The 23,682-nt window shown below is 46.1% G+C and carries 25 protein-coding genes; 24 read left to right on the forward strand and 1 reads right to left on the reverse strand.

Annotated features, from left to right (window positions below; genetic code table 11):
- Position 1 precedes the first annotated feature (1 nt).
- Entirely contained in the window at positions 2 to 925 is a 924-nt protein-coding gene (locus tag QF041_RS29720) for a PLP-dependent cysteine synthase family protein (protein WP_307416708.1), read from the reverse strand.
- A 247-nt stretch (positions 926 to 1,172) separates the two neighbouring features.
- Between QF041_RS29720 and QF041_RS29725 the strand changes: the two genes are divergently transcribed.
- The 24 genes from QF041_RS29725 (at position 1,173) to QF041_RS29840 (ending at position 23,613) form a co-directional block, all read left to right on the forward strand.
- Positions 1,173 to 1,532 carry a histidine triad nucleotide-binding protein gene (locus QF041_RS29725; RefSeq protein WP_076288086.1) on the forward strand — a complete coding sequence of 120 codons (360 nt, stop codon included), beginning with the start codon at positions 1,173 to 1,175 and terminating at the stop codon, positions 1,530 to 1,532.
- 232 nt (positions 1,533 to 1,764) lie between these two features.
- A complete protein-coding gene (rpsU, locus tag QF041_RS29730; protein ID WP_005547957.1) occupies positions 1,765 to 1,938 on the forward strand; it encodes a 30S ribosomal protein S21 in 174 nt (57 codons plus the stop codon).
- A gap of 15 nt (positions 1,939 to 1,953) precedes the next feature.
- The gene (locus QF041_RS29735; RefSeq protein WP_017687237.1) at positions 1,954 to 2,397 is read left to right on the forward strand and encodes a GatB/YqeY domain-containing protein; all 444 of its coding nucleotides are present in this window, start codon (positions 1,954 to 1,956) and stop codon (positions 2,395 to 2,397) included.
- A gap of 282 nt (positions 2,398 to 2,679) precedes the next feature.
- Positions 2,680 to 4,002 (forward strand): NfeD family protein, encoded by a 1,323-nt coding sequence (locus QF041_RS29740; protein WP_051447387.1) that lies wholly within the window; start codon positions 2,680 to 2,682, stop codon positions 4,000 to 4,002.
- Positions 4,003 to 4,162: 160 nt separating this feature from the next.
- A complete protein-coding gene (gene floA, locus QF041_RS29745) occupies positions 4,163 to 5,173 on the forward strand; it encodes a flotillin-like protein FloA (RefSeq protein ID WP_036615045.1) in 1,011 nt (336 codons plus the stop codon).
- A 13-nt stretch (positions 5,174 to 5,186) separates the two neighbouring features.
- Positions 5,187 to 5,786 carry a hypothetical protein gene (locus QF041_RS29750; protein WP_047843783.1) on the forward strand — a complete coding sequence of 200 codons (600 nt, stop codon included), beginning with the start codon at positions 5,187 to 5,189 and terminating at the stop codon, positions 5,784 to 5,786.
- A gap of 180 nt (positions 5,787 to 5,966) precedes the next feature.
- A complete protein-coding gene (gene yqfC / locus QF041_RS29755) occupies positions 5,967 to 6,260 on the forward strand; it encodes a sporulation protein YqfC (RefSeq protein WP_017687241.1) in 294 nt (97 codons plus the stop codon).
- A complete protein-coding gene (yqfD, locus tag QF041_RS29760; protein WP_307416709.1) occupies positions 6,257 to 7,450 on the forward strand; it encodes a sporulation protein YqfD in 1,194 nt (397 codons plus the stop codon). Before yqfC ends, yqfD begins: the two co-directional genes overlap by 4 nt.
- 6 nt (positions 7,451 to 7,456) lie before the next feature.
- On the forward strand, positions 7,457 to 8,428 hold the full coding sequence (locus QF041_RS29765; protein ID WP_017687243.1) for a PhoH family protein: 972 nt from the start codon (positions 7,457 to 7,459) through the stop codon (positions 8,426 to 8,428).
- A gap of 16 nt (positions 8,429 to 8,444) precedes the next feature.
- A complete protein-coding gene (locus QF041_RS29770) occupies positions 8,445 to 10,694 on the forward strand; it encodes an HD family phosphohydrolase (RefSeq protein ID WP_036674803.1) in 2,250 nt (749 codons plus the stop codon).
- A 218-nt stretch (positions 10,695 to 10,912) separates the two neighbouring features.
- The gene (gene ybeY, locus QF041_RS29775) at positions 10,913 to 11,410 is read left to right on the forward strand and encodes an rRNA maturation RNase YbeY (RefSeq protein ID WP_036674804.1); all 498 of its coding nucleotides are present in this window, start codon (positions 10,913 to 10,915) and stop codon (positions 11,408 to 11,410) included.
- On the forward strand, positions 11,410 to 11,781 hold the full coding sequence (locus tag QF041_RS29780) for a diacylglycerol kinase family protein (protein ID WP_017687246.1): 372 nt from the start codon (positions 11,410 to 11,412) through the stop codon (positions 11,779 to 11,781). Before ybeY ends, QF041_RS29780 begins: the two co-directional genes overlap by 1 nt.
- Positions 11,782 to 12,083: 302 nt before the next feature.
- Complete coding sequence (locus QF041_RS29785; RefSeq protein WP_017687247.1) at positions 12,084 to 12,497, forward strand: cytidine deaminase; 414 nt, start codon at positions 12,084 to 12,086, stop codon at positions 12,495 to 12,497.
- A 37-nt stretch (positions 12,498 to 12,534) separates the two neighbouring features.
- Entirely contained in the window at positions 12,535 to 13,434 is a 900-nt protein-coding gene (gene era / locus QF041_RS29790; protein ID WP_047843779.1) for a GTPase Era, read from the forward strand.
- Between the two features lie 104 nt (positions 13,435 to 13,538).
- Complete coding sequence (locus QF041_RS29795; protein ID WP_074095877.1) at positions 13,539 to 13,679, forward strand: YqzL family protein; 141 nt, start codon at positions 13,539 to 13,541, stop codon at positions 13,677 to 13,679.
- Between the two features lie 33 nt (positions 13,680 to 13,712).
- Positions 13,713 to 14,465: a DNA repair protein RecO gene (recO, locus tag QF041_RS29800; RefSeq protein WP_307416711.1), complete on the forward strand. Its 753-nt coding sequence runs from the start codon at positions 13,713 to 13,715 to the stop codon at positions 14,463 to 14,465.
- 124 nt (positions 14,466 to 14,589) lie between these two features.
- Positions 14,590 to 14,739: a hypothetical protein gene (locus QF041_RS29805; RefSeq protein ID WP_307416712.1), complete on the forward strand. Its 150-nt coding sequence runs from the start codon at positions 14,590 to 14,592 to the stop codon at positions 14,737 to 14,739.
- A gap of 135 nt (positions 14,740 to 14,874) precedes the next feature.
- Positions 14,875 to 15,762, forward strand: a complete 888-nt coding sequence (gene glyQ / locus QF041_RS29810) for a glycine--tRNA ligase subunit alpha (RefSeq protein WP_062835493.1) — start codon at positions 14,875 to 14,877, stop codon at positions 15,760 to 15,762.
- Positions 15,755 to 17,830: a glycine--tRNA ligase subunit beta gene (gene glyS / locus QF041_RS29815; protein ID WP_307416713.1), complete on the forward strand. Its 2,076-nt coding sequence runs from the start codon at positions 15,755 to 15,757 to the stop codon at positions 17,828 to 17,830. The genes glyQ and glyS overlap by 8 nt, the downstream gene beginning before the upstream one ends.
- Before the next feature lie 230 nt (positions 17,831 to 18,060).
- Positions 18,061 to 18,528, forward strand: a complete 468-nt coding sequence (locus QF041_RS29820) for a YaiI/YqxD family protein (protein ID WP_017687254.1) — start codon at positions 18,061 to 18,063, stop codon at positions 18,526 to 18,528.
- A 47-nt stretch (positions 18,529 to 18,575) separates the two neighbouring features.
- Positions 18,576 to 20,396: a DNA primase gene (dnaG, locus tag QF041_RS29825; RefSeq protein WP_307416714.1), complete on the forward strand. Its 1,821-nt coding sequence runs from the start codon at positions 18,576 to 18,578 to the stop codon at positions 20,394 to 20,396.
- Between the two features lie 43 nt (positions 20,397 to 20,439).
- Positions 20,440 to 21,579 carry an RNA polymerase sigma factor RpoD gene (gene rpoD, locus QF041_RS29830; RefSeq protein ID WP_017687256.1) on the forward strand — a complete coding sequence of 380 codons (1,140 nt, stop codon included), beginning with the start codon at positions 20,440 to 20,442 and terminating at the stop codon, positions 21,577 to 21,579.
- A gap of 184 nt (positions 21,580 to 21,763) precedes the next feature.
- Complete coding sequence (locus tag QF041_RS29835; RefSeq protein WP_307416715.1) at positions 21,764 to 22,522, forward strand: tRNA (adenine(22)-N(1))-methyltransferase; 759 nt, start codon at positions 21,764 to 21,766, stop codon at positions 22,520 to 22,522.
- Positions 22,498 to 23,613, forward strand: a complete 1,116-nt coding sequence (locus QF041_RS29840; RefSeq protein ID WP_307416716.1) for a Nif3-like dinuclear metal center hexameric protein — start codon at positions 22,498 to 22,500, stop codon at positions 23,611 to 23,613. The genes QF041_RS29835 and QF041_RS29840 overlap by 25 nt, the downstream gene beginning before the upstream one ends.
- Positions 23,614 to 23,682: the final 69 nt, after the last annotated feature.

Below are 23,682 nucleotides of genomic sequence, written 5' to 3' on the forward strand. Positions count from 1 at the left end.
TTTATTGTCCTCCATTATAGATATTTTGGCTTAAATACCGTTCGCTGCTATCCGGGAAAATAACAACGATGTTACTTCCGGGAGCTGCGTGAACAGCTTCGTTTAATGCGGCTTGCATAGCTGCACCTGAGGAACTTCCTACCAGTAAGCCTTCCAACAAGGCTAGATCCTTGACCCGCTCAAAGGCATCTTCATCTGAGATCGTATGAATGGCATCAAAGTAACTCACATCCATAAAAGAAGATAACGTTTCGACCCCTATTCCTTCTGTACGATGTGGTCCCGCTGGACCTCCTGCGAGAATCGAACCTTCGGGTTCTACGATACATGTTTTAATTAACGGGTTTTGCTCCTTCAAATAGCGAGATACTCCCATGAAAGTTCCGCCAGACCCGGCTCCGGCGACATATACATCCACCTGACCGTTCAGATCACGCCAAATCTCAGGGCCCAGATGTTCATAATGTGCGAGTGGGTTATCCGCATTGGAGAACTGACCTGGAATATACGAACCCGGTATTTCTTTCGCCAGCGATTCCGCCTTGCGTATGGCACCAGTGATACCTTCTGACGTGGGTGTGTTCACGACCTTAGCTCCAAGGGCTTTCATCAACTGCTGCTTCTCTTCGCTGAACTTCTGAGGTACCGTGAAAATGACCTTTAAATTCAGGCCTACAGCCGCCATTGCAAGACCAATGCCTGTATTGCCTGCGGTAGCTTCGATTACCGTTCCACCTGGCTTAACATCTCCTCGTGCCAAGGCCTTCTCCAATAAAAAAATGCCGATCCGGTCTTTCACACTTCCTCCAGGATTCATGAATTCCAGTTTGGCGAACAGGCGGATTCCTTCCGGTAATGGATATCGAGTTAATTCAAGCAGAGGTGTATTACCTATAAGTTCCTGTACATGTTGATAAACGGTCAAATTAACCAATCTCCTTTTGTGTGTCATTAACCATACATATTTGTTTAATTGGGAAAAGTGCGTGATAAAACCATATTTCGATAAAATGGCTTGGTATACTTCCAATGTTGTATAGTGTTCGGCTTGATGATAGATGGACAGTTGACCTAGATTACCTAATTGTGTGTCTAGAGATTGGACGTGGGTTTTTACTTTTAGTATGATAGAGGGGAATACATACACTGGAATACAAAGGAGGGTATGAACTATGGATTGCTTATTTTGCAAAATTGTAGAGGGCAGCATTCCCTCCAATAAAGTACTGGAGAATGACCATGTTATCGTTTTTCATGACATCCAGCCCGCTGCACCGACACATGTTCTTGTCATTCCGAAGAAACATATTTCTTCCATGAATGAAGTTACCGCAGAAGATCTGCCATTGATCGGCGAGATTCATCTGGCTGCTCAAGAAGCGGCGAAGCGTCTTGGCGTGGAGGAAACAGGATATCGCTTAATCAACAATTGTGGTAAGGATGGAGAACAAACCGTTCATCATCTGCATTACCATTTGTTGGGTGGTACCAGACTTGGCGTGTTGACAAGTCTGTCCGATTCTCACAAATAAACGAGCTAATGGGTACTAATATTGAGGATTTAGTCATATGCATTAAATCCACGAATGTGTGACCAAATGCTTATATAATGAATTCATTTCATAATACCTTTGAGTTATAAAATGGATTCAAATAAGTGATCATTACATTGAGGTTGACACCTTTATTATCTTTCGCCTATAATGTAAGATGATGAACCGTGTTATTGCTCTTGGACGGTCTGGTCGGAGGGAGGGAAAACTGGTGTCTGAAACTAAAGTTCGCAAAAACGAGACTATTGATGCTGCACTTCGTCGTTTTAAACGCTCCATCGCTAAAGATGGCGTATTGGCTGAGGTGAAGAAACGTAAGCATTATGAGAAGCCAAGCGTAAAGCGCAAGAAAAAGTCCGAGGCTGCTCGTAAGAGAAAGTTTTAGGAGGATTTTAATTACATGAATCTTAGCGAACGATTGAACGAAGATATGAAGCAAGCGATGAAGAGTAAGGACAAGTTCAGACTCTCCAACATTCGGTTGATTCGTTCGACGATCAAGAATCTTGAAATAGATTTGAAAAGAGATTTGGATGACAACGAAGTGCTTGATATCCTGAGTCGTGAAATCAAACAGCGCAAAGATGCCCTCCAAGAATTTGACAAAGCGGGCCGTGAAGATCTCGCGGCAAATGCAAAAGCGGAAATTGAAGTACTCATCCAGTACCTTCCCACACAGCTTACCGAAGAAGAAATTAAAGTTATTGTACAGCAGACCATCCAGGAAACCGGTGCTTCTTCGAAAGCCGAGATGGGGAAAGTCATGGCGGCCCTTATGCCGAAAGTTAAAGGCAAAGCGGACGGCAAACTGGTAAATCAAGCAGTTCAACAATTTCTGCAATAAAGCAAATCAATAAACACCTTCTGACTTGTCAGGAGGTGTTTTTTCCATTTATCAGAAAGCATGATGTCCTTGGGATGACGGAATTTCTTTTTAATGGTTAATATATATTATTATGGATTTTTATTCTTGCAATTGATCGAGTTTTCAAATATAATTTTAAGATTTTGAAACGAAATGTTGCATTGCACGTAATAAATACCATAAGCTGGACAGTATAACATTAATGGAAAAGGGGGGACTATTGTGAAGGGAAAGCGCCGGAAGAAGCTTACGGGGCCATTGATGCTCTTAATGCTGCTGACGCTGTTGCTTCCTGTTTGGATTGGATCACCGTCAGCGCATGCAGCTGAGAAGAGTGGTGCCGTATATATTATTCCGGTTGATAAACCAATCGAGCAGGGACTTGGCAAGTTCATGGAACGCGGGTTCAAGCAAGCAGAAGAGATGAATGCTGGCCTGATCGTTCTTGATATCAATACGCCGGGAGGCCGTGTCGACACTGCAGAAGCATTGGGTACCCTGATCAAGGACAGTCCGATCGAGACTGTTGCATTTGTTCGTGGAGATGCTGCTTCAGCCGGGAGTTTTCTGGCTCTGAATGCAGATAAGATCGTAATGTCACCAGGCAGTATGATTGGTGCGGCAGCAATGGTGGACAGTACGGGTAAACATGTTGATGATCCAAAACTCGTTGCATTCTGGAAAAGCAAAATGCAGGGAGCGGCTGAAATCAGTGGTCGTGATGGCAAGATTGCAGCTGGAATGACGGATGTTAACATCGTTGTTGAAATGCCAGAGATCAATAAAACCAAGCAAAAAGGTGAAATTATTGCTCTCTCGGCTGAAGAAGCGCTGAAAGTTGGTTATGCCGACCACATCAGCAACACACCGGAAGAAGCGGCAGCTTGGGCAGGTTACAGTCAGGATGACGTTTTTAAGGTAGAACGAACGACAGCGGAGAATATTTCCTCTTTTCTTACCAATCCGGTTGTTATGACTGTGTTATTGTTCCTCGGAATCGCGGGTGTGATCATTGAATTGATTGTTCCTGGTTTTGGAGTTCCAGGTATTGTAGGTATCGTGTGTTTCGTATTGTATTTCTCGGGTAACTACATTGCGGGATTTGCCGGAGCAGAGACATGGGTGCTATTCACCGTCGGACTCATCATGATGATTCTGGAGATGTTTATTCCGAGCTTTGGTATTCTGGGGATTTTGGGATCAATTGCGCTTGTGGCCGGTGTTGTAAGGGCTGCTTATGATACGAGTGATGCATTTGTATCTCTGGGTATCGCTTTTGGAGCAGCACTGGTAGTCATTGCGATCATCTCAATTATCTTTAAGGATCGAGGAATTTGGAATCGGTTCATACTGAGTGACAGCATGTCTGCGGATCGTGGTTATTCATCAGCCACAGAACGCAAAGAGCTGGTTGGTCTGCAAGGAATCAGTCTGACACCGCTTCGTCCTTCTGGAACAGCGATGTTTGAAGGGGAACGAATTGACGTTGTTACCGACGGAGATTTTATTCCCATCGATACTCCGATTATTGTGATTAAAGCGGAAGGTACCCGGATTGTGGTTCAGCAAGCTTTGCCGGTGTAACTCGCTCTGTTGTCGAAGCGGGTTAACGCTTCGGCAATGTACATAACCATTAGCTGAAACTGCCAGCGAGGTGGTGCATTCTTTCATTTAGCAGCGGACTCAAGAATGTCTTCTCAAATATTTTTATCAAATTCAAATTGCAAATGGAGGAATTTAAACAATGGACACATCAATGATTACGATTTTGCTCATTGCGGTAGTAGGTATTATCGTATTGAGCGTATTCTTCAGCTTTTTCCCGGTTATGCTCTGGGTTTCAGCGATTGCATCCGGCGTACGTGTAAGTATTATTACACTGGTAGCGATGAGACTGAGACGTGTAACGCCTAGCCGTATCGTTAATCCAATGATTAAAGCAACTAAAGCCGGTCTTAAACTCTCAATGAACCAACTGGAAAGTCACTTCTTGGCCGGTGGTAACGTTGACCGTGTTGTAAACGCTCTGATTGCTGCACAACGTGCCAACATTCCACTCGAATTTGAACGTGCTGCTGCGATTGACCTCGCAGGTCGTGACGTATTACAAGCCGTACAGATGAGCGTTAACCCACGTGTTATTGAAACACCAATTGTGTCTGCGGTTGCCAAAGATGGTATTGAAGTTAAAGTTAGAGCGCGGGTTACGGTTCGTGCCAATATTGACCGTCTCGTCGGTGGTGCTGGTGAAGAAACGATCATCGCCCGTGTTGGTGAAGGTATCGTAAGTACGAACGGTTCCTCCAATTCTCACAAAGACGTCTTGGAAAATCCGGATCTGATCTCCCGTACCGTATTGTCCAAAGGTCTGGATGCAGGTACTGCATTTGAAATCCTGTCCATTGATATTGCGGACGTTGATGTAGGTAAAAACATTGGTGCCTTCTTGCAAACAGAGCAAGCAGAAGCTGACAAACGTATCGCTCAGGCAAAAGCGGAAGAGCGTCGTGCAATGGCCGTAGCCCAAGAGCAAGAGATGAAAGCACGCGTAGTGGAAATGAGAGCACGCGTTGTTGAATCCGAATCCCAAGTACCTCTCGCCATGGCTGAGGCACTTCGTAACGGTAAAATCGGTGTGATGGATTATATGAACCTGAAGAACATTGAAGCGGATACTCAAATGCGTAACACATTGGGAAAACCTGGTGAAGGTTCGAATTCCAACGATCAGGGTGATTCCAAAAACGGAAGATAGGCGGTGAGTGCATATGGGCCTATTTGAATGGATTTTTGATAATCTGTATATTGTGGCCGTCATCGGTTTTGCACTCTTCTCCTTCTTGGGGAAAGCTGCCAAATCGGCTGATCCGAACAAAAAGCGTCCTGCCAACGGGATGCCTACATTTGGAGGCAGTGGTGATTCAGGCCGGGATGAACGTTCAAGAGACAATTCATCTCCGCAGCAGTCTTCCGGACCTACAGACCCCCGCTATGATGAACAGTATGACGATCGGTATGATGACGTGCAATATGAGAATCAGTATGATGAGCCGTATTCGGAGCCTGCTGCATCTTCTCGCCCCGCAACTGACTACAGAAGTGAGGGCACGATGAGTGCGATGGCAAATTCACTTGAGGAACAGATGAGAGGCATGGAAGAACAGCAGCGCTTGATTGAAGAACGCTTGAATCGCATCTCTTCTGCGAATCGGCCAGTTGTGTCTGATTCCAGTTGGGATGAGACCAGCACCGATGAATCGGGAGCGTCTCCACTTCGTCCTGCTGATATTCGTACAGGTGTCCTGTGGGCAGAAGTACTGGGTTCCCCTCGTTCCAAGCAACCGTTTGGTACAAGAGGAAAACTGTAAACAAGTCAATTTATTGGACGGAAATAAAGCCGTCTCTGGTGAGCATAAAGCCGCCGGAGACGGCTTTTTCTGTGTTCTATCCTTTTTTCTCAACATTCGTCCCTAACACGCCCCGGAATTTTCATAAATTCATGAATCTGCGCATAAGTTGAACTGTAGAGGAAGGGGGAAGACCTTCGAATGACCCGGATCAGCCGCAAGCTGCGCAGATGGACCAGTGAAGTGTTGGATCTGCCGCAGGATGTGCTTTATGATATGCCACGGTTAACCCTGATCGGCAGTAAGCAACTGTATATAGAGAATCATCGCGGTGTCATCCATTTTACACCGGATCGTATCGTGTTGGCTCTTTCCCAAGGCCAGTTGGAGATCAAAGGAACTGCCTTGGTGATACGTAACATTTTGCCGGATGAAGTAGCTGTTGAAGGAACAATTCTGGATATTCATATGAATGGAGTGGAGGGGAACGGATGAAGCAGCCCAGTCTGTACAAACTGCGGGGAGCAGTCCGAATCAGGGTCACTGGGGGAGACATTGAAACATTAATCAACACGGTGGCAGAGCAGGGACTGGAAGTTTGGGACCTGCGTGCTCACGATGGACGCGTGGCAGAGATGAATATTCTGCTGCCGCATTTTTTCAGGTTGCGTCCTGTATTGAAACGGACAGGCTGCAGGGTGAAAGTAACCCATCGCAGCGGTTTCCCCTTTTTTGCGGCCCGATTATTGCGGAGGAAGTTCTTTCTTGGGGGGATGCTGTTTTTTGTGGCAGCTTTGTTTGCGTTGTCGTCCATGGTATGGAGTGTGGAGGTTAAGGGTAACGTCACCATTCCCACCGACGAGGTGCTTGCAGCAGCGAAGAAAGAGGGCATATATCCTTTGCAATGGGGGTTCCGTCTGCAAAGCCAAGACAAGCTCTCCAGGCAGCTTGCACTCGCTCTGCCGGATGTAACCTGGATTGGCGTGAGCAAAGAGGGGACAACCATTACCATTCAGGTCGTAGAATCGGCGCAACCAAAGCGCGAACCATTGCTGAATCCCAGACATCTGATCAGTAAGTCAGATGCTGTTGTCACTCAAATCTATGCGGAGCAGGGACGCCCTGTTGTTCAGAAGGACATGCGTGTCAAAAAGGGTCAGGTATTGATCTCGGGGATTCTCGGGGATGAGGAGAACACCAAAACCATCGTTGCCAAAGGCGAAGTTCGTGGTCTGGTATGGCGTGAGTATCAGGTAGAGGTTCCGCTGGTGCAAAAACATAATACAATGACAGGTGAGAGCAAAGAACGTTTTTACATGGTGCTGGGGAATTGGGCGATCCAACTGTGGGGGTACGGAAGTACACCTTTCAGTTCATTTGATACCGAGAGTAATCATAAACCATTGACGTGGCGATCCTTTACACTTCCCATGGGTTGGCTGACAGAGAAAGATCTGGAGACCCAAGAGCATGAGCAACAACAGACGATAGAATGGGCCAGAACAAAAGGATTGGAAGGAGCAAGGAACGATATTATCGCCAAAAACGGCAAAGGAACAAAAATTATAAGTGAAAAAATTTTGCATGAGAAGAAAGAGAATGGTAAAGTTTATATGAAAGTCTTATTTGAAGTAGAAGAAAGCATTGCGGAAGAACTTCCGCTAGTCCATAGTCAAGGAGAATGAGGATATTTGTCAGAGCAAACACGCAGCATACAAATCTCCCTCCAGAGTGCGGGAGAGGGCCAATCTCTTTTTGGACCCCAAGATACTTTTCTTAAACTGATTGAATCCGAGATTCCCGCCCAGATTGCATCCCGTGAAGCGGAGATTGTGATTTTTGGCAACGCACAGCAGGTGGAATCGCTTGAACAATTATTTGATGTGTTATTGCAATTGATACGCAATGGATATGTGTTAACCGAGAGAGATGTGAAGTATGCAATTGAACTTGCCAAGGATATGCGGGCAGACCAGCTATTGGATCTGTTCAAGGGCGAGATTACAACGACATATCGAGGTAAACCAATCCGTGTTAAAACCATTGGACAGAAGCACTATGTAACTACAATTAAAAAACGTGATATTGTATTTGGCATTGGTCCTGCCGGTACGGGTAAAACCTACCTTGCTGTTGTACTGGCTGTTGCCGCAATTAAAGAAGGTAGCGTCAAACGCATTGTACTCACACGGCCTGCTGTTGAAGCGGGAGAGAGTCTTGGATTTTTGCCAGGTGATCTTCAGGAAAAGGTAGACCCTTATCTGAGACCACTGTACGATGCCCTATATGACGTTATGGGACAGGAACAGACCGCGAAGGCACTGGAGCGAGGGTTAATCGAAATCGCGCCACTCGCCTACATGCGGGGGCGTACGCTGGATGACTCCTTCATCATTCTGGATGAAGCGCAGAACACAACGCCGGAACAGATGAAGATGTTTCTAACCCGTCTTGGTTTTGGCTCCAAAATGGTCATCACCGGAGACGTGACACAGATTGATTTACCGCGTGGTAAGAAATCCGGGCTTGTGGAAGCGAATACGATCTTGAACGAAGTTAACGAGATTGGATTTGTCTATTTTGCCGAGCAAGATGTTGTACGGCATTCCCTTGTCCAGAAAATTATCGTGGCTTACAACCACGCCGCAGAAAATCAAGCATAGAAAGGGATTGTCTAAAGTGACCTCGAAGGAACCGTCAAAAGGCAAATCTTTTCAGAATAAGGCTACAGGATGGAAGTATAGCGTGTGGGCACGCTATCTTCTGTTTTTGTTTCTGGTGATTCTTTTCTACGTGAGTCTGGCTTCCAAGTTGCTCCCTGAGCGCTATGATATTCAGGAAGGGACACGGAGTGAAGTGGATATTGCTGCGCCCATGCAGATTCCGAATAACAAGGCCACACTCAAAGCACAGGAAGAAGCTGCTGAACGGGTACAGCCCATATTTCAGATTGTCCAGTTACGAAACGAAAATTTGATGACTACCTTGCTTGATCGTGTAGATCGATTAAATCAGGATGATCAGATTTCAAGTCAGGACAAGATTGATATTTATCGGGATGAAATTCCGCAGCGCCAGAAGGATTTTGTGACCAACTATATCAATAATAATCGGAAAGCCGGTACATACTCCGAGACTCTTTTGGAAGAGATCAGAAATGTGGTACAGGAGCAAAGCTACCGTATTCCCGAAGAAACTTACATCAAAATCTCACGTCTGACATCGGATGATATCCAGGAGATGAAACCGGTTGCGAGGGATATTGTTGCCCGGTTAATGACGGATCAGATCAGCGATGCAACCACTGCACGTGCCAAAGTAGCCGAGATGGTGAGTGTCAGCTCTCTTGGTAAGCGTACGCAACGTGAGGTCGTGCAAGAGCTTGCTCGCCTCGTGGTGACCGCTAATCGCTTCTACGACGAAGAGGGAACCAAGGAAGCGAAAGTTCAGGCGCGAGAGAACACGCAAACTGTCTTTATCAAGCAAGGGGACACATTAGTTGCCAAGGGTGAGATGATCACCCCGGAGATGTATACTTTGCTGGATGAGAATGATTTGCTGAAAAATGAAGTGAACTACTGGCCGCAGCTTGGACTTCTTATGTTTTCCTGCCTGTTGTCAGCAGCCATTCTGATGTATATTCAGCAAGGCAGCGGAACACATTTTAAGTATAATAATGCCCAGCTATTGATGCTTGTTCTCATCTTTATTATAACGATTGTAGTTATGCATGTGACAGCGATTATCCAAACCAATGAGCGGTCTTATGTGGGCTTCCTTGCACCTGTTGCGGTAGGGGCGATGTTAATTGCGCTGTTGCTGGATACGTCGCTTGCCTTTGTATGTTCGATTTTGATCGGTATGTTGTCCAGCATTATTTTGAATACGCATCAGGGTCAACTTTTTGACTTCGAACTAGGTTTCTTCGCTGTATTGGTTTCATTTGTTGCGATCTTCGCAACTCATAAGGCTAGCCAGCGATCAACGATCCTGAAAGGGGCCATCATGGTCTGCCTGTTCGGGTCGATAGCCGTCTTCACCTTGGCTTTGATTGACTCGGGCGATTGGAACCGAACCACGACACTGTATGGTGTTGGGTTTGCATTTGCAGGTGGCGTGCTGACTGCCATACTGGTCATTGGGCTGATGCCATTTTTCGAAACTTCATTTGGCATTTTATCAGCGCTCAAACTGGTAGAACTATCTAATCCGAACCATCCGCTTCTTCGCAAGTTGCTGACGGAGACACCGGGTACCTATCATCACAGCGTTATGGTAGGGAATCTGTCCGAAGCAGCAGCAGAAGCCATAGGAGCTAACGGATTGCTCTGCCGAGTCGGTTCGTATTATCATGATATTGGCAAGACGAAGCGCCCCATCTATTTTATTGAAAATCAGAACAATATGGAGAATCCACATGATTCAATTGATCCGAAACTGAGCAAATCCATTATCGTTGCCCATGCGCGCGATGGGGTGGAAATGCAGAAGGATTACAAGCTGCCCAGACCTATTCGGGATATTGCGGAACAGCATCACGGCACGACATTTCTCCACTATTTCTATCACAAAGCACTGCGCCAGGCGGAAGAAGCAGGTGTTGAGCCTGATTTCACGGAAGAAGATTTCCGTTACCCTGGGCCAAAGGCTCAGTCCAAGGAATCGGCTATTGTCGGCATTGCTGATAGTGTGGAGGCTGCTGTGAGATCTTTGCGCAAACCGACAGTGGAGCAAGTGGAGTCCATGATTGAGAAGATTATTAAAGGACGATTGGACGATCATCAATTCAATGATTGTGACCTTACGATGCGTGAACTGGATATCGTCGCCAGAACATTGAAGGAAACGGTGATGGGTATCTTCCACTCCAGGATCGAATATCCGGAGGAAATTAAGAAACCAAAGCCGACTTCACCCGAAGCGGGCTAATTTAATAATAGTTCGTGTTCAAAAAGGTTGGTTTTCAGTACCGAGAAGATGGGATGAAGTTAGAAATGGAGTAGCGGAGCGTAGGGAAAACTACGTGAGCAACGGACATTTCGGCTGAATTCCATATTCGATGTTGATGATGCCCTTAGGCATCATTTGTAATCAAAAGCGGGCTTTTTGAACAACCTCTAATATTAGTAGACAGGAGTTATGAAGGAATGAGTCTTAATCTGGCATGGAATAATGAACAACAGGATAAAGAAATTACAGAACCGATGATTGCAATGCTGGAACAGTTGCTGAATCTCGCGGGAGAAGCGGAAGGTGTTGCAGACGGGGAAGTGGCTCTGACTTTTGTAAACGATGAGCAGATCCATGAGTTGAACCGTGATTATCGCGGTATTGACCGTCCAACGGATGTATTATCTTTTGCGATGAACGAAACGGTGGATGAAGAACTCGATATTATCTATGAGCTGGACGAAGATGAAGAAATGGAAGAAATGCCGGATGTTCTTGGAGACATCATCATTTCCGTACCACGGACCATCCTGCAAAGTGAAGAGTATGGACACTCATTTGAACGTGAGCTTGGTTTTCTGTTTGTCCATGGTTTCTTGCACCTGCTCGGATACGACCATCAGGATGAAGCCAGTGAGGCTGAAATGATGGGCAAACAAGAAGCGGTATTGGCCCAGGCCGGGTTGACACGATAATGAAAAGACGCTCCTGGGGTCTGGTATTCCGCAATGCTGCGGAAGGAATCGCATATGGGTTGCGGACTCAGCGTAATGTGAGAGTTCACACGGGAGTGGCTATTTTGATGTGTGTAGCCGGCTTTTTTTTCAGAATCTCAAGAACGGATTGGATGTTTGTGCTGACCGCTGTCTTTTTGGTCCTGGTGACTGAATTGATGAACACGGCTGTAGAGGCAGCGGTTGACTTGGCACACCCCCATATCCATCCGCTGGCAAAAGCGGCAAAGGATACCGCGGCCGGGGCAGTTCTGCTGGCTGCGGTATTCGCCGTCATCATCGGTTGTATCGTTTTCATTAAGCCGGTGATGAGCTGGCTAGGTTTGTACTGATTTTGTAGTAACTTTGATTTGTTTTGATTTGATTTTAATACTACACACTAATTGTAAAGTTGGATCTTTTTTAAGTTGAACTTCTGATTTACACGATAACGTAGAGGCCAGAAATAACTTGTAGAAGCGTAGCGTTCGCCTTTATCCCCGGATTTTCACATTGAAAAGTGAATCAAAAAATCTGGGGATAACAGCGATCGAAGGGTTATTCTGGACTCGGAGTGACTAGTGTAAATTTGGCTTTGGTTGAACTTAATTCGTAGGTAGTAACTTTATATTGCACCCTAAGGGAGAGAATAATGATGGATAACGGTTTGTTAATGCAAGAAGCAATTAAGGCACGTACGAAGGCGTATACGCCGTACTCCCATTTTGGTGTAGGCGCGGCTTTGCTTGACAGTGAAGGTCATGTGCATCATGGTTGTAATATTGAGAATGCTGCGTATACACCAGGTAACTGTGCTGAGCGTACAGCGATGTTCAGTGCCATTGCAGGTGGGCAGAAGCCTCGCAGCTTCAAAGCGATCGCCATTGTGGGCGACACGGATGGTCCGATTGCTCCATGTGGCGTATGTCGTCAGGTGATGTACGAACTGTGTGAACCCGATATGAAAGTCATCTTGGGGAACTTGAAAGGTGATCTGCAAGAGACCACCGTTGCTGAACTGTTACCTTGGGCTTTTGGGCCTTCTGATCTGAATTCTGCCAAAAAATAAACCAATATTCCAGGCCTAGGCGCCTGAGGAGGAACATATGAAAAAACAAGCATTTAAATCCGGTTTTGTAGCCATTATTGGACGTCCAAACGTAGGTAAATCCACACTGATGAACCAAGTTATCGGACAGAAAATTGCGATTATGTCGGACAAGCCACAAACCACTCGTAATAAAATTCATGGTGTGTATACATCCGAACATCAGCAAATCGTATTCCTGGACACACCGGGTATTCACAAACGTCAATCCAAACTTGGCGATTACATGAATCAGACTGCTCTGAATACACTTGGAGAAGTAGAAGCAGCACTGTTCCTGATTGACGCTTCGGAAGGCTTGGGTGGCGGTGACCGTTATATTGCGGAACAGTTGAAAAATATCCGTACGCCTGTCATTCTTGTCATGAATAAAATAGACAAAATTGAGCCGGAAGCACTGCTGCCACTCATTGAGACGTATCGCAAGCTTCACGATTTCGCTGAAATCGTTCCTGTCTCTGCCATGCTTGGCAGCAATGTCAGCACGTTGCTGGAACAGCTCGGCAAGTATTTGCCAGAAGGTCCACAGTACTATCCTGATGACCAAGTTACTGACCATCCGGAGCAGTTTGTATGTGCCGAGTTGATTCGTGAGAAAATTCTGCAAATGACTCGTGAAGAAGTGCCTCACTCCATTGCTGTAACGATCGAAGATATGAAAGTGCAGGATAATGGTGTCGTTTATATCTCAGCCGTCATTTTTGTGGAACGGGATTCACAAAAAGGCATCATTATCGGCAAGCAAGGTGCCCTTCTGAAAGAAGTGGGTAAAAGAGCTCGACATGACATTCAGAATTTGCTTGGCTCCAAAATTTTCATGGACCTGTGGGTTAAAGTGAAAAAAGACTGGAGAAATCAGGATAGAGTTCTGCGTGACCTTGGCTTTGGCCGCGACTAATCGTCGGAATTGTATCCAGTAATTGCAACACATAGTTTACCTTGCAAGACTCCATCCTATTTGGTAGATGCAGACGTCATTTCCGAAGAGAGGATGAAATTCCGATGCGAGATTTTTCGTGGAAGGTTTTTGCGATGACGGGGGATGTAGAGTCCTATTTGTTATATACCGAGGCTTGTAACTCGTTAGGACAGGAGTCGGATAATGCAAGGGAAGTGATTGAAGATGAAGAAGCCGAAGGATAATTGGCTGATTCGGGAATGGTTAGGTGACGAGGCATGCTATACAGGGTGGAAGGGATTGTCATCCGCAGCATGGACTACGGCGAAGGGAACAAAATCATTACGCTTTGCACCGAAAGCGGCGGGAAAGTAGGGGTACTCGTCCGCGGTGCCAAAAAGCCCAAGAGCCGACATGCTGCACTGGTGCAGCCGTTTACGTATGGTCAATATGTATATTTTCGCAATACAGGTCTAGGCACACTGAACGCTGGAGAAATTGTTGAATCCTATCATGAGTTGCGTGAAGATCTGGTCAAGGCCTCTTATGCTTCTTATGCGTGTGAACTATTGGATCGGGTGCTTCAGGATGAAGAGACAGGTACATTTTGGTTCAAACAGTTAAAGGCGTGTTTGCAGGCGTTGAAGGAAGAGAAAGATCCGGTTGTTATTACAAGTCTGTACGAAATGAAAATATTACAGGCATCCGGATATGGTCCGCAGTTCGATGAATGCATCTCCTGTAACCAGGAGCGACCAGATGAGCAGTTGTTTATAAGCCCCAGACTTGGTGGAGTCTTGTGTCGAGCATGCAAACATTTCGATCCTCCAGCGATGTCAGTAAGTCCAAAGGCTCTGAAGTTGTTGCGCTTGTTCGCACAGTTGGATCTGCAGCGCTTGGGGAATATATCAGTGAGTGAGTCTACCCGTAATGAGATCAAAAAGTTGATGCGTGCCTTTATGGATCATCAGCTTGGTCTGAATCTTAAATCCCGTTCTTTCCTCGATCAGATGGAGAAGTACGGGATTTGAGGCGTTTTGGTGGAAGTGAAACTATATCTTGACTTCATACTAGATTTTATATATTATGAAATATAATTTCTCTTTATGAGACATGCATTGAACGAGAAAGTAAAAGACTGGATTTATTGCATTTATGGAGACAAGTCGTTGTACATACTTGAGAATCATGAATGAGCGAGCCGGGGATGGTGGGAGCCTGGCTGAATCGGTCTTTGAAACGGCACTCGGGAGCATGAATGGACACGGAAAAGTGGGCTGGAACGAACAGGATCATCCTGTTTGATCTAAGCCAAGTAGGGTGGAACCGCGGGAATAGCTCTCGTCCCTACGTCTGTACAACAGGCGTAGGACGGGGGCTATTTATTGTTGTCTTCACCGTCCTAAGCTTGCTAACAAACCATTGAAAAGGAGCATGATTATGAATTTTCAGCAGATGATTCTAACGCTGCAGCAATTCTGGGCCGAGCATAACTGTATTATTGTCCAGCCATACGATACGGAAAAAGGGGCAGGTACGATGAACCCGATGACCTTTTTGCGTTCGCTTGGACCCGAACCTTGGAAAGTGGCCTATGTGGAGCCTTCCCGTCGTCCTTCGGACGGACGTTATGGTGAGAACCCTAACCGGCTGTACCAGCATCATCAGTTCCAAGTAATCATCAAGCCTTCACCGGACAATATTCAGGAAATTTATCTGGAAAGTCTGAAACGTCTGGGCATTGATCCGCTCAAACATGATATTCGGTTTGTTGAAGATAACTGGGAGAATCCTTCCCTTGGTTGTGCAGGTCTTGGTTGGGAAGTATGGTTGGACGGAATGGAAATTACACAATTTACGTATTTCCAGCAGGTTGGTGGAATCGAGACAAATCCGGTAGCTGTTGAAATTACGTATGGTATGGAGCGTTTGGCTTCTTACATTCAAGATAAAGAGAATGTGTTTGATCTGGAATGGGTGGAAGGTATCACTTATGGTGATGTATTCCGTCAGCCAGAATTCGAACACTCCAAATATACGTTTGAAGTATCTGATGTCAAAATGCTGTTTACACTCTTCAACATGCATGAAGAAGAAGCAAACAAGGCCATGGCGCAGCATCTGGTATTCCCGGCATATGACTATGTGCTGAAATGTTCCCACACGTTCAACCTGTTGGATGCACGTGGGGCCATCAGTGTAACGGAACGTACGGGTTATATCACACGTGTTCGTAATCTGGCTCGTCAAGTTGCTGCAACATATATGGAAGAGCGTGAGAAGCTAGGCTTCCCGCTGATCAAGAAAGGGGGAACCGAGCATGTCTAAGGATCTGTTGTTTGAAATCGGTCTGGAAGAGGTACCTGCACGCTTCATGCGCGCAGCAATCGCACAGCTGCAAGAACGTGTCGTGAAATGGCTTGACGCATCCCGCATTTCTTATGGTGAAGTGAATGCATATGCTACACCGCGCCGACTGGCTGTTTTGATTCAAAATGTGGCTGAAAAGCAGGAAGATATTGAGGAAGAAGTGAAGGGTCCTTCACGCAAAATTGCCCTGGACGACAGTGGCAATTGGAGCAAGGCTGCACTCGGATTCGCCCGCAGTCAAGGCGTTGAACCCGACCAATTCACGTTCAAGGAACTGAACGGTGTCGAATATATCTATGCAACAAAGAGCAGCAAAGGTGTGGAAACGGCTTCTGTGGTTGGCGAAGGATTACTTTCTGTATTACATGCCATGACATTCCCGAAATTCATGCGTTGGGCTTCCTATGATTTCAAATTTGTACGTCCAATCCGCTGGATTGTGGCTATGCTCGGCAGTGATGTTATCGATCTGGAAGTGACAGGTGTTAAGTCGGGTAATGTAACTCGCGGACATCGTTTCCTCGGTAAGGAGGCTGTGATCTCCAATCCGTCTTCATACGTGGAAGTGTTGCGTGCAGAACATGTCATTGCTGATATCCAGGAACGTGAACAGATGATTGTATCCCAGATTCAGACACTGGCTGCTGAGAAAAAATGGGATATCGCGATTAAGGAAGACTTGCTGGAGGAAGTCCTGTTTCTGGTGGAAACACCTACCGTATTGTTCGGGACATTTGATTCCTCATTTTTGAATATTCCACAAGAAGTATTGATTACTTCCATGCGTGAGCATCAGCGTTATTTCCCTGTATTGGACAATGAAGGACAATTGTTGCCATTCTTCGTGACGGTACGTAACGGTGGAAGTGATTCACTGGACGTTATTGCCAAAGGGAATGAAAAAGTTCTGCGTGCACGTCTGTCTGATGCCAAGTTCTTCTATGAGGAAGACCAGAAGCTACAGATTAAGGATGCATTGTCGAAGCTGGAAAGTATCGTCTTCCAGGAAGAGCTGGGAACGGTTGGAGATAAAGTACGCCGTATTCGCAAGATTGCCGATGGACTTGCTGCCAAACTGCAAGTGTCCGGTGATGTTGCTGAATCCGTTAGCCGCTCAGCAGATATCTGCAAATTCGATCTGGTGACACTGATGGTGGGAGAATTCCCGGAACTGCAAGGTGTGATGGGTGAGGATTACGCTCGTAAAGCTGGCGAAAAAGAAGAAGTGGCCAAAGCGGTATTCGAACACTATCAGCCACGTTTCGCTGGAGATCAATCCCCTGCTTCTCTTGTTGGTGCCATTGTGAGTGCTGCGGACAAAATGGATACAATCGTGGGTTGTTTCTCCATCAACATTATTCCAACGGGGTCTCAGGATCCGTATGCGCTGCGCCGTCAGGCTGCAGGTATTGTACAGATTTTGCTGGATCACAAGCTTCCGCTGACATTGTCAGACGTGTTCGGAGTAGCACTTCAAGTGCATGCACAGATGAACCTGTTGAAACGTGCAGATGAAGAGGTTCGTAAAGATCTGCAAGACTTCTTCGGTCTTCGTGTGAAAAAATTGTTGTCCGAAACAGTTCGCTACGACGTAGTGGATGCCGTAATTTCTTCCGGATTCGATGATATCAGCGCTGTGGTTCCAAAAGGTGAAGCATTGATGGCGGCTGTTCTGACAGGAGACGCATTTAAAACAACGGTTGAATCGTTCAACCGTGTGGGTAATCTGGCTGCCAAAGCATCCAATGCTTCCGTACATCCAGAACTGTTCACAGAAGATGGAGAACGTCAGCTACATGAGGCATGGAGCAAAACGAATGCAGAATATCGTCAGGCGTTGACTCAGCATCATGCTGCTGAAGCACTGGCTATTGCATCTGCCTGGAAGGATGGTATTACCTCATTCTTCGATTCGGTTATGGTTATGGCTGAAGATGAAGCTGTTCGGGCGAATCGACTTGCCTTGCTCGCGGCTATTGATCGTGACTTGAAAGGATTTGCGGATTTTTCCAAGTTGGTTTGGTAATTGGACGTATTTCATGAGTCCTTTTCCACAGACTTGGCGCAAAGCTAAAATTCAGTATTAAAGAAGGATATATGAGGGTATAAATATACGGAACGGGTTGTGAAATGTATTTTTTACAACAGCTCCGTATTTTAGCCTTTGATTTCCCTTGTTGTGCCAGAAGGATTTTGCCTGGCCGGGGTCGTATATAACAATATGCAGCTATTTTATGAAAACCGGGTGGTCTGGGTTTGAGTGAGTTGAATATACGTCACATTGTTGTGGATGGTGATGCTTGCCCGGTCAAAACCGAGATTGCGCAAACCGCTCGCCTTTTCAACATCCCCGTATTGTTAGTCTCTTCATTTGATCATTTGCTTCAAGGAGGAGAAGGGGTACGAACCGTGCAAGTGGATCGCAGTGATCAGAGCGCAGACCTGTATATTGCTAATCATATTAAGCCATATGATGTAGTTATCACTCAGGACTATGGACTTGCGGCACTTGCGCTTGGCAAACGTTGTTATGTTTTGTCTTTTCGTGGTCGTGAGTTCAACGATCGTGACATTGATTTCATGTTGGATTCTCGTCATACTGCGGCCAAAGCACGAAAAAGAGGCCATTACGGGAAAGGCCCAAAGCCTTTCACAGAGCAGGATCGAGAAATGTTTCAACATAAACTGACAAAACTTTTAAAAGATTTGCAGGAGAATGTGTAAGTTTATCGAATTATATTTACGTGTTGAAGAGATGAAGGTGGCCAGAGATGAGTACCGGACAAGGCGGTATACCCGAAAGTATTATTGAATCGGTGTTACAGCAGAATGATATTGTCGATACGGTGAGCCGATTTGTGCATCTGACCAAACAGGGGAAGTATATGAAGGGCCTCTGTCCTTTTCATTCCGAGAAGACGCCTTCGTTCACCGTTACACCTGAGAAACAAATTTTCTACTGCTACGGTTGCGGCACGGGTGGAAATGCCATCAAATTCAGGATGGAAATCGAAGGGTTATCCTTTCCCGAGGCTGTCAAAACGATGGCGGAAGAAAGTCACATCTCTATGGGGGACTGGCAAGGGCGTGAATCTGCTCATGTGAATCCGGAGACTGAACGTCTGTTGGAGGCTTATGAGCTTACCGCGAAGCTGTATCATTTTTTGTTGAAAAATACAGAGCACGGCAAGTCAGCCATGGAGTATTTACGCTCAAGAGGTTTTGGCGACAAGTTGATCGACCAGTTCCAGATTGGTTTTGCACCAAATCGTTGGGACACACTGGTACAATTTCTTGAGAAACGTAACTATCCGCTCGAAGAGATGGAAAAGGGTGGGCTTCTGTCACCGCGAAATGAAGGTCAGGGATATGTGGACCGATTCCGAGACCGGATTATGTTCCCGATTAATGGCAGGAGCGGTAAACCGATTGCATTTGCAGGACGCATATTGGGAGATGGGCAACCGAAGTATCTAAATTCACCGGAAACCCGGTTATTTAACAAAAGCCGTGTTCTCTATAATCTGCATCATGCCAAAAATGCAATTCGCAAACAAAGACAAGCCATTTTGTTCGAGGGATATGGAGATGTCATCTCCGCATGGGATCAGGATATCCAGAATGGTGTAGCGGCAATGGGCACTGCGTTAACCGAGAATCAGGCACTGATGCTCAAAGGGATGTGCGACGAAGTCATCATATGTTATGACGGCGACAGAGCAGGACAGGCTGCTGCACTCAAAAACTTCCCTATTCTTGAGGAAGCTGGATTGCAGGTCAAAGTGGCTCTCATTCCCGAGGGACTTGACCCGGATGATTTTATCCGGAAGCATGGTGGTGAACGGTTCCGAAACCAGATTGTGGACGGTGCCGTGACAACTACAAAATTTAAACTTATAAACTTAAAAAAAAGCCATATACTGCTAGAGGGTGGCGGACAAATCGCCTATTCGAAAGAAGCAGTAAAGTTGATTGCACCCTTACCTTCTCCAACAGAAAGGGAAGTGTATCTTCGTGAACTGGCTGCAGAAGTGGACGTATCGTTCGAAACATTGAAGCAGGAGTGTAATGAAGAACGGGAGGCAATGAAAAATAACCTCCAGTATGGGGATAATAACCCGAAAAGGTGGAATAATGGTAGGCAACAAAATAGGCAGGTGCCTACACCCAATCTGTTGCCGGCTTATCACGCTGCCGAACGCAAACTGATTGCCTGGATGTTGCAGGATGATGAGGCTGCCCAGTACGTGAATGAGCATCTTGGTGAAGCTTTTAACTTGGATGATCATGCAGCTATTGCTGCTTATCTATATGCCTACTATGCGCAAGGCAAACCGTCGGATACAAGCCGTTTTATGTCTTCACTGCATGACGATCGTCTGGAGAAAACGGTCAGTTCAATCTCGATGATGGATGGTCCAGGTGAATGGAGTATTCAAATGCTCGATGATTGCATCAGGGAAGTGCTGAAGCATCCGCGTAAGAAAGAGTACGATTTGAAAAAAGAAGAAATGATTGCTGCAGAGCGGGCAGGTGATTCTGTACGCGCGGCACAGATTGCAATTGAAATGATTGCCCTAGAGAGACAGTGAACGTCTGATGATTAGATGTTTCTAGGGAGGAGGGAGTCGAGTTATGGCGAATGATCAGCATACTGAACTAGAAACAGAATTGACACTGGATCAGGTTAAAGATCAATTGATTGAATCAGGTAAAAAAAGAGCTTCGCTGAATTACAAGGAAATTATAGAGAAACTCTCTCCTTTTGAGCAGGATGCAGAGCAAATGGATGAGTTCTATGAGCAACTGAGCGATCTGGGTATCGATGTAGTGAATGAAAATAATGAAGAGGTTACACTTCGTCCTAGTGAAGATTCCGAGAACAACACCAGAGAGGGAGAGGACGAATTCCACTTTGATGATGATCTGAGCTTGCCGCCAGGTATCAAAATCAATGACCCTGTCCGTATGTATCTCAAGGAAATTGGTCGTGTGCCATTGTTGTCGGCAGATGATGAAGTACAACTGGCTAAACGGATTGAGAACGGGGATGAAGAAGCCAAGCGTCGTCTGGCTGAAGCGAACCTTCGACTTGTAGTCAGTATCGCCAAGCGTTACGTTGGACGTGGAATGTTGTTCCTTGATTTGATTCAGGAAGGTAATATGGGTCTGATCAAAGCGGTTGAGAAGTTCGACCACAAAAAAGGATACAAGTTCAGTACGTATGCTACATGGTGGATTCGCCAAGCAATCACTCGTGCTATTGCTGACCAGGCGCGTACAATTCGTATCCCTGTGCACATGGTGGAGACGATTAATAAGCTGATCCGGGTATCCCGTCAGCTGTTGCAGGAACTTGGGCGTGAACCGACACCAGAAGAAATCGCTGCTGAGATGGATCTGAGTGTAGAGAAAGTTCGTGAAATTACGAAGATTGCACAGGAACCGGTTTCTCTGGAAACACCGATTGGTGAGGAAGATGATTCCCATCTGGGTGACTTCATTGAGGATCAGGAAGCACTTGCTCCGGCGGATGCTGCTGCGTATGAGTTGCTGAAAGAACAGCTCGAAGATGTATTGGATACACTGACTGAACGTGAAGAGAACGTGCTTCGTCTACGTTTTGGTCTGGACGATGGACGGACGAGAACGCTGGAGGAAGTTGGCAAGGTATTTGGTGTTACGCGTGAGCGTATTCGTCAGATCGAAGCCAAGGCTCTTCGTAAATTGCGTCACCCGAGTCGTAGTAAACGACTCAAGGATTTCCTCGAATAATCGAACTATGGGAGACTTTCCGCAAGACGCTTTAGCGGCGGCGGGGTCTCCTTTATTTTTAATTTAAACGTCTTGATTTCTTGGTTTTGGAAATTCATCCTTGAAATGTTTTATTGGATTTTATTTTATCGCTTTTCCTTGTTCAATGCAAATCAATAAATTAAATGAATGGTGTAGGTGCTTCATGAAACTTTCGAATCGATTACAGCGAATACATGATCAAATTCCCAATGGCAGCCGCATGGCTGACATCGGTTCAGACCACGCGTTGCTGCCAGTAGCCGCAATTCGCAGTGGGAAAGCTACAAGTGCAGTAGCCGGGGAAGTCAATCCTGGCCCTTATGATGCTGCATGCAAACAAGTCAGTGATGCTGGCCTGAAAGAAAAAATCACGGTGCGTCGTGGAGACGGTCTTGATGTGATCTCTGCGGGTGAAGTGGATGTCATCACCATAGCAGGCATGGGCGGTGCCTTGATTGCTTCTATTTTGGACCGAGGTATATCCAAGCTGGAAGGAGTCCAGTTGCTTATTTTGCAACCAAATGTGGGTGAGGATATCCTCAGACGCTGGTTACTGGAGCATCACTGGGTAGTTGTAGCAGAACAGTTGCTCGAAGAAGATGGCAAGATCTATGAGATTATAACGGCGATGCCACAATCCGTAAGCCCGATTGCCAATGTAGAGGTGTATCGTGCACGTCCGCTTCAAGGCGGGGCAGAATTAACGGAAGATTTGCTGCTGCGGATGGGACCTTATTTGGTGGATCGTCCAACGGATGTATTTTTTGCCAAATGGGAAAGTGAGATCATCAAACTGCAAGGGGTTGTTAACTCCATCTCCAAATCCGATCAGGATTCTTCCCGGGACAAAGCGGCTGAGGTAGAGCGTCTTATCGCAAACTTGAAGGAGGTTTTGGCATGTTTGCCAAAGGTCAAACTGTAATTCAACTGATGGAGCAACTCGCTCCCAAACATCTGGCTGTACCGGATGACCGCATTGGTCTCCAGCTCGGCAGTTTGCAAAAAGAAATCCGTCACGTGTTAGTAGCTTTGGACGTGACGGATGAAGTGGTGGACGAAGCGATTCGCATCGGAGCCAACCTGATTATCGCTCATCACGCCATCATTTTCCGTCCGGTTAAGTCACTGAGTACAGATACACCTATGGGTAAATTGTATGAAAAGCTGATTAAGCATGATATTGCTGTCTATATCAGTCATACAAACCTGGATGTGGCCGAGGGTGGTATGAATGACTGGATGGCCGAGGCACTTGGCATCGAGAGTAAAGAATCGTTGGAAGATGTACACACAGATCATCTGTACAAGCTGGCTGTCTTTGTGCCTCGTACCCATCATGAGCAGGTTCTTCAGGCCATTCTGGAAGCCGGAGCGGGGAGTATCGGTCAATACAATAAGTGCAGCTTCAACACTGAAGGTACAGGAACGTTTTTACCTGGGGAAGGGACTCAACCGTTTATCGGTACCCAAGGGCAGATGGAACGTGTGGAAGAAATGCGGATTGAGACCATCGTACCCCAAAGTCTGAGAAGTAAGGTGGTTCAAGCGATGCTTAAGGCTCATCCGTATGAGGAAGTGGCCTATGACCTCTATGCAATGGATTTAAAGGGTCGTACGCTCGGTCTGGGACGCTTGGGACCCCTTAGGGAGCCTAAGACATTAGGTGAGCTAGTGGAGGTCGTGAAGACCCAATTCAATGTGCCTTATGTACGTGTTGTAGGAGATCTGAACAAGCAGATCAAAAAAGCAGCGGTTCTTGGCGGCTCTGGCAGCCGTTACGCGCTGACTGCCCGCTTCAAAGGTGCGGATGTTATTGTGACCGGAGATATTGATTATCACACGGCTCATGATGCGTTAATGGCAGGTATGTGTATCATCGACCCGGGACATAATTCCGAGAAGATTATGAAACCAAAAACAGCGGATTGGCTTCGTTCCCGTTTGGAAGAAAAACGATATGATACGCAAGTTACAGCTTCAGAGGTAAATACGGAAGTATTCCAATTTATCTAAAAAGACCTTTGCTATGTGGTTTCCAGTAATATTAAGCTTGTCTGGGAACCTAAATGCCTGTATACTATG

The organism is Paenibacillus sp. W2I17 (genome assembly GCF_030815985.1).
GTDB lineage: Bacteria > Bacillota > Bacilli > Paenibacillales > Paenibacillaceae > Paenibacillus.